Annotated in this window: 5 protein-coding genes; 4 read left to right on the top strand and 1 reads right to left on the bottom strand. The window is 70.1% G+C overall.

Translation table 11 applies throughout. The annotated features are described in order from the left end of the window. Positions 1-902: homocysteine S-methyltransferase family protein (locus ACFVQ0_RS32335; protein WP_390092750.1), on the bottom strand; the 902-nt coding region annotated here is incomplete at its 3' end. A 239-nt stretch (positions 903-1141) separates the two neighbouring features. Between ACFVQ0_RS32335 and ACFVQ0_RS32330 the strand changes: the two genes are divergently transcribed. From ACFVQ0_RS32330 to ACFVQ0_RS32315, 4 genes are all read left to right on the top strand, one after another. Then, positions 1142-1906 (top strand): IclR family transcriptional regulator, encoded by a 765-nt coding sequence (locus tag ACFVQ0_RS32330; protein WP_390092749.1) that lies wholly within the window; start codon positions 1142-1144, stop codon positions 1904-1906. A 239-nt stretch (positions 1907-2145) separates the two neighbouring features. Continuing rightward, entirely contained in the window at positions 2146-2937 is a 792-nt protein-coding gene (locus ACFVQ0_RS32325) for an MIP/aquaporin family protein (protein WP_390092748.1), read from the top strand. A gap of 55 nt (positions 2938-2992) precedes the next feature. Next, positions 2993-4534: a glycerol kinase GlpK gene (gene glpK / locus ACFVQ0_RS32320; RefSeq protein WP_390092747.1), complete on the top strand. Its 1542-nt coding sequence runs from the start codon at positions 2993-2995 to the stop codon at positions 4532-4534. Positions 4535-4540: 6 nt separating this feature from the next. Then, entirely contained in the window at positions 4541-6154 is a 1614-nt protein-coding gene (locus ACFVQ0_RS32315) for an FAD-dependent oxidoreductase (protein ID WP_390092746.1), read from the top strand. The last annotated feature ends 56 nt before the right edge of the window (positions 6155-6210 follow it).

The following is a 6210-nucleotide window of genomic DNA, read 5'->3' as shown; positions in this document are numbered from 1 at the left end:
CCGATCAGCGACAACCCGTAGTCGGTCACGAAGGCCTCCTGCGCATCCGCCAGACCCTCGGGACCCAGCGGGAAATGCGCCCCGTCCTTCGTCAGGACCGGCAGGCCCGCGTTCGGCATGCACATCAGGGGGGTGCGGGAGTGCCGGGCCAGGTAGCGCAGGTGCTCGCTCATCTCGGCCGGGCCCGTGGAGCAGTTCAGGCCGATCAGGTCGATGCCCAGCGGCTCCAGAGCCGTCAGCGCCGCGCCGATCTCCGAGCCGAGCAGCATGACGCCGGTCGTCTCGAAGGCCAGCGAGCAGATCAGGGGCACGTCGACGCCCAGGGCCTCCATGGCCCGGCGCGCGCCGATCAGGCTGGACTTGGTCTGGAGCAGGTCCTGCGTGGTCTCCACGATCAGGGCGTCCGCGCCGCCGGCGAGCAGGCCCTCGGCGTTCTGCTGGTAGCCGTCGCGCAGCACGTCGTACGCGATGTGGCCGAGCGAGGGCAGCTTGGTGCCGGGGCCCACCGAGCCGAGGACCCAGCGCTGGCGGCCGTCCTTGGCCCCGAACTCGTCGGCGACCTCGCGGGCGATGCGGGCGCCCGCCTCTGACAGCTCATGGATCCGGTCGGCGATCTCGTACTCGTTCGCCGCCGAATGGTTCGCGCCGAAGGTGTTCGTCTCCACACAGTCCACGCCGACCGCGAAGTACTCCTCGTGCACCGAACGCACGATGTCGGGCCGGGTGAGGTTCAGGATCTCGTTGCAGCCCTCAAGGTTCTCGAAGTCCTCAAGCGTGGGGTCCTGCGCCTGGAGCATGGTGCCCATCGCGCCATCGGCCACCACCACCCGGGTGGCGAGTGCCTCACGGAGTGCTGCGGATCGGGTCCTGCTGTCGGCGGAAGGGGTCGGCGACGGGGCCATGGATGTACTCCCTGGGATGCGACGGCTGTCGGCTTTGCGGCTTCGGCGGAGGCCGCACCTGGCCAGCGTAGCCGGGCGGCGTCCTGAGCCGTCACTCTGTCCCACGAATCGGACGGCATGCTGTTCCGGGGGCTGTCCGGACCGGCGGGGTGCCGCAGACTTCTCCTGCGATCGAGCACCGGTCGGCATCGACCGATAGTGTTCAGCATTGTCGAACCACAGTGGAGGAGTACGGCGCGATGGCCAAGAACATCCAGTCGCTGGAGCGGGCGGCCGCGATGCTGCGACTGCTGGCGGGCGGCGAGCGGCGACTGGGGCTCTCCGACATCGCCTCCTCGCTGGGCCTGGCCAAGGGCACCGCCCACGGCATCCTGCGCACGCTCCAGCACGAGGGCTTCGTCGAGCAGGACGACGCCTCCGGCCGCTACCAGCTCGGCGCCGAGCTGCTGCGGCTGGGCAACAGCTATCTGGACGTCCACGAGCTGCGGTCCCGGGCGCTGGTCTGGACGGACGATCTGGCCCGGTCCAGCGGCGAGAGCACCCATCTGGGCGTACTGCACCAGCGCGGTGTCCTCATCGTCCACCACGTGTTCCGGCCCGACGACAGCCGGCAGGTCCTGGAGGTCGGGGCCATGCAGCCGCTGCACTCCACGGCCCTGGGCAAGGTGCTGTCCGCGTACGACCCGGTGGCGCACACGGAGGCCATGGAGGCCGAGCGGCAGTCGTTCACGCCCCGCACGGTCACCGATCCGCAGGAGTTCGAGTCGATGCTCGACCTGATCCGCGCGCGCGGCTGGGCGGCCGACATGGAGGAGACGTGGGAGGGCGTGGCCGCGGTGGCCGCCCCGATCCACGACCGGCGCCGGATGCCGGTCGGCGCCGTGGCCGTGACCGGTGCGGTGGAGCGGGTCTGCGTGGACGGCGGGCTCAGGCCCGACCTGATCGCCGCGGTGCGCGACTGCGCCCGAGCCGTGTCCCGGGATCTGGGCGCCAGGCGCTTCTGAGCTCCGTAAGGAATCATCGGATATGGGTCCCACGATCGAGTTGTAGGCCACAGACCCCTTGACGCCCCATTCACCTGGGAGAAACACTGCCGTGCACCGGTCGGCATTGTCGAACACTTAACGGAATCACGCGTTAAGGTATGACAGTGCCAAGGGCCGGTAACGCCCTCACATGAGGGCGCGGACCACCGGAGGGACCCGGGGTTCGGCTTCCTGGACGAAGGACAAAGGAGTCGCGGGTGTCCAGCTCCGACATCTTCATCGGCGAGACCATCGGTACCGCCATACTCATCCTGCTCGGCGCCGGTGTCTGTGCCGCCGTCACGCTCAAGCGCTCGAAGGCACAGAACGCCGGCTGGGTCGCGATCAGCTTCGGCTGGGGCTTCGCGGTCCTGACCGGCGCGTACATCGCGGGCGGCGTGTCCGGCGCACACCTCAACCCCGCCGTCACCATCGGCCTGGCGATCGAGGGCGGAACCAAGTGGAGCGACGTACCGCTCTACCTGGCGTCCCAGCTCCTCGGCGCGATGATCGGCGCGGTGCTGGCCTGGCTGGTCTACTACGGACAGTTCCGGGCACATCTCACGGATCCCGAGGTCCTGAAGGACCACACGGGTGACGAGGGCATGGTCGACCAGGCTTCGGCCCCCAAGGCCGGACCGGTTCTCGGTGTCTTCTCGACCGGTCCCGAGATCCGCAACGCCGTGCAGAACGTCGTCACCGAGATCATCGCGACGGTCGTTCTGGTCCTGGCGATCCTGACCCAGGGCCTCAACGACAAGGGCAACGGCCTCGGCGCGCTCGGCGCGCTGATCACCGCCCTGGTCGTCGTCGGCATCGGCCTCTCGCTCGGCGGGCCGACGGGTTACGCGATCAACCCGGTCCGCGACCTCGGTCCGCGTATCGTGCACGCGCTGCTTCCGCTGCCGAACAAGGGCGGTTCCGACTGGGGCTACGCATGGATCCCGGTCGTCGGCCCCCTCATCGGCGGCGCACTCGCGGGCGGGCTCTACAACCTCGCCTTCGCGTGAGACACCGGGCCCAGAGCCGTAACCCAAGAACCTCACAGACTTCCGGGAGCACACCGTGACCGACGCACCTACCACCGGCACCCACGGAACCGGGCCGTTCATCGCGGCCATCGACCAGGGCACCACCTCCAGCCGCTGCATCGTCTTCGACAAGGACGGCCGGATCGTCTCGGTCGACCAGAAGGAGCACGAGCAGATCTTCCCGAAGCCGGGCTGGGTCGAGCACAACGCGACCGAGATCTGGGAGAACGTGCAGGAGGTCGTGGCGAGCGCCATCGTCAAGGCGGGCATCACCGCCGCCGACGTGAAGGCGATCGGCATCACCAACCAGCGCGAGACGACCCTGATGTGGGACAAGAACACCGGCGAGCCGGTCCACAACGCCCTCGTCTGGCAGGACACCCGCACCGACGCGCTCTGCAAGGAGCTCGGCCGCAACGTGGGCCAGGACCGCTTCCGCCGCGAGACGGGCCTGCCGCTCGCCTCGTACTTCGCCGGGCCCAAGGTCCGCTGGCTGCTCGACAACGTCGAGGGGCTGCGCGAGCGCGCCGAGCGCGGCGACATCCTCTTCGGCACCATGGACTCCTGGGTCATCTGGAACCTGACCGGCGGCACCGAGGGCGGCGTGCACGTCACGGACGTCACCAACGCCTCGCGCACCCTCCTGATGAACCTGCACCGCATGGAGTGGGACGAGAAGATCCTCTCCTCCATCGGCATCCCCGCCGCGGTGCTGCCCGAGATCCGCTCCTCCGCCGAGGTCTACGGCCACGCCAAGGGCGGCGTCCTCGACGGTGTGCCGGTCGCCTCCGCGCTCGGTGACCAGCAGGCCGCGCTGTTCGGCCAGACGTGTTTCGCCGAGGGCGAGGCCAAGTCGACGTACGGCACCGGCACCTTCATGCTGCTGAACACCGGTCACACCCCCGTCAACTCGTACAACGGGCTGCTGACCACGGTCGGCTACCAGATCGGTGACCAGCGGCCGGTGTACGCCCTGGAGGGGTCGATCGCCGTCACCGGTTCGCTGGTGCAGTGGATGCGCGACCAGATGGGCCTGATCCAGTCCGCGGCCGAGATCGAGACCCTGGCCCTGTCGGTCGAGGACAACGGCGGCGCCTACTTCGTGCCCGCCTTCTCCGGGCTGTTCGCCCCGTACTGGCGCCCCGACGCCCGCGGCGTCATCGCCGGTCTCACCCGCTACGTCACCAAGGCGCACATCGCCCGTGCCGTACTGGAGGCCACCGCCTGGCAGACCCGTGAGATCAGCGACGCCATGACCAAGGACTCCGGCGTCGAGCTGACCGCGCTCAAGGTCGACGGCGGAATGACCTCCAACAACCTGCTGATGCAGACCCTCGCCGACTTCCTGGACGCACCCGTGGTGCGGCCCATGGTCGCCGAGACCACCTGCCTCGGCGCCGCCTACGCCGCCGGCCTCGCCGTCGGCTTCTGGCCGGACACCGACGCGCTGCGCGCCAACTGGCGCCGGGCCGCCGAGTGGACCCCCCGCATGGACGCGGACACCCGCGACCGCGAGTACAAGAGCTGGCTCAAGGCCGTACAGCGGACCATGGACTGGCTCGAAGACGAGGAGTAGAGATACATGACCACCCTGCAGAGCGTCCCCGCCCTCGGGACGCATCCGGCCTCCGGCTCCCTTCCGAGCCGCGCCGAGACCCGGGAGCAGCTTTCCAAGGCGACGTACGACCTCCTGGTGATCGGCGGCGGCATCCTGGGCATCTCCACCGCCTGGCACGCCGCGCAGTCCGGACTGCGGGTGGCCCTGGTGGACGCCGGTGACTTCGCCGGCGCCACCTCCTCCGCCTCCTCCAAGCTGCTCCACGGCGGTCTGCGCTACCTGCAGACCGGCGCGGTGAAGCTGGTCGCGGAGAACCACTTCGAGCGGCGTGCGGTCTCCCGTCAGGTGGCCCCGCACCTCGCCAACCCGCTCACCTTCTACCTGCCGGTCTACAAGGGCGGGCCGCACGGTGCCGCCAAGCTCGGCGCGGGCGTGTTCGCGTACTCGGCGCTCTCCGCCTTCGGCGACGGCGTCGGCCACGTGATCAGCCCGGCGAAGGCGCAGCGCGATGTTCCGGAGCTGCGGACCGACAACCTGAAGGCCGTCGCGGTCTACGGCGACGACCAGATGAACGACGCGCGGATGGCGCTGATGACGGTCCGCGCGGCCGTCGCGGCGGGCGCCGCCGTGCTCAACCACGCCGCCGTCACCGGGCTCCGCTTCACCAAGGGCCGGGTGACCGGTGCCGATCTGCGGGACGCCGTGGACGGTACGGAGTTCGGCGTCAACGCCCGTCTGGTGCTGAACGCCACCGGGCCGTGGGTCGACCACCTGCGCAAGATGGAGAACCCGGACGCGGCGCCTTCCATACGCCTGTCCAAGGGCGCGCACCTGGTGCTCAAGCGCACCCGCCCCTGGAAGGCGGCGCTCGCCACCCCGATCGACAAGTACCGCATCACGTTCGCCCTGCCGTGGGAGGACATGCTGCTGCTCGGCACGACGGACGAGGAGTACGAGGGCGACCCGGCGGATGTCGCGGTCACCGAGAAGGACACCGCGCAGATCCTGGACGAGGCCGCGTTCTCGGTCCGGGACCAGCAGCTGTCGCGGGATCTGATCACGTACTCCTTCGCGGGTCTGCGGGTGTTGCCGGGCGGTCCCGGCGGTACCGCCAAGGCCAAGCGCGAGACCGTCGTGACGGAGGGCCGGGGCGGGATGCTGTCGGTCGCGGGCGGCAAGTGGACGACGTTCCGCCACATCGGCCGGACGGTGATGAACAAGCTGGCCTCGCTCCCCGGGCACCCCCTGGCCGAGGACATGGAGCCGATGGCCCGGCTGCCGAAGAAGCTCCCGCTGCCGGGGATCGCCAACCCGAACGCGGTCGCGCACCGGCTGCTGGTCGACGGCGGCACGCCGGGGCCCCGGATGTCCGCCGACACGGCACGGCACCTGGCCACGCACTACGGTTCGCTGTCGTTCGACATCGCCCGGCTGGCCAACGAGGACCCGGTCCTCGCCGAGCGCATCCACCCGGACGCGCCGGAGATCTGGGCGCAGGTCGCCTACGCGCGCGACCACGAGTGGGCCGAGACGGCGGACGACGTGCTGCGGCGCCGGACGACCCTGACCATCCGGGGTCTGGCCACGGACGAGATCCGGGCCGGCGTCGAGTCCATGCTCGGAGAGCGCAGGAGCTGAGCCGGGGAATCGAGCGGGGGCGGCGTCCGGTGGACGCCGCCCCCGCTCGTATGTGT

This window comes from Streptomyces sp. NPDC057900 (assembly GCF_042887885.1).
GTDB lineage: Bacteria > Actinomycetota > Actinomycetes > Streptomycetales > Streptomycetaceae > Streptomyces.
Note: the sequence above shows the minus strand (reverse complement) of the source record. Positions and strands in the feature narration are given on the sequence as shown.

Bases quoted from the DNA above. Each gene is read 5' to 3' on its own strand.
- ACFVQ0_RS32315 (WP_390092746.1), top strand. From the start codon at position 4,541: ATGACCACCCTGCAGAGCGTCCCCGCCCTCGGGACGCATCCGGCCTCC.
- ACFVQ0_RS32330 (WP_390092749.1), top strand. From the start codon at position 1,142: ATGGCCAAGAACATCCAGTCGCTGGAGCGGGCGGCCGCGATGCTGCGA.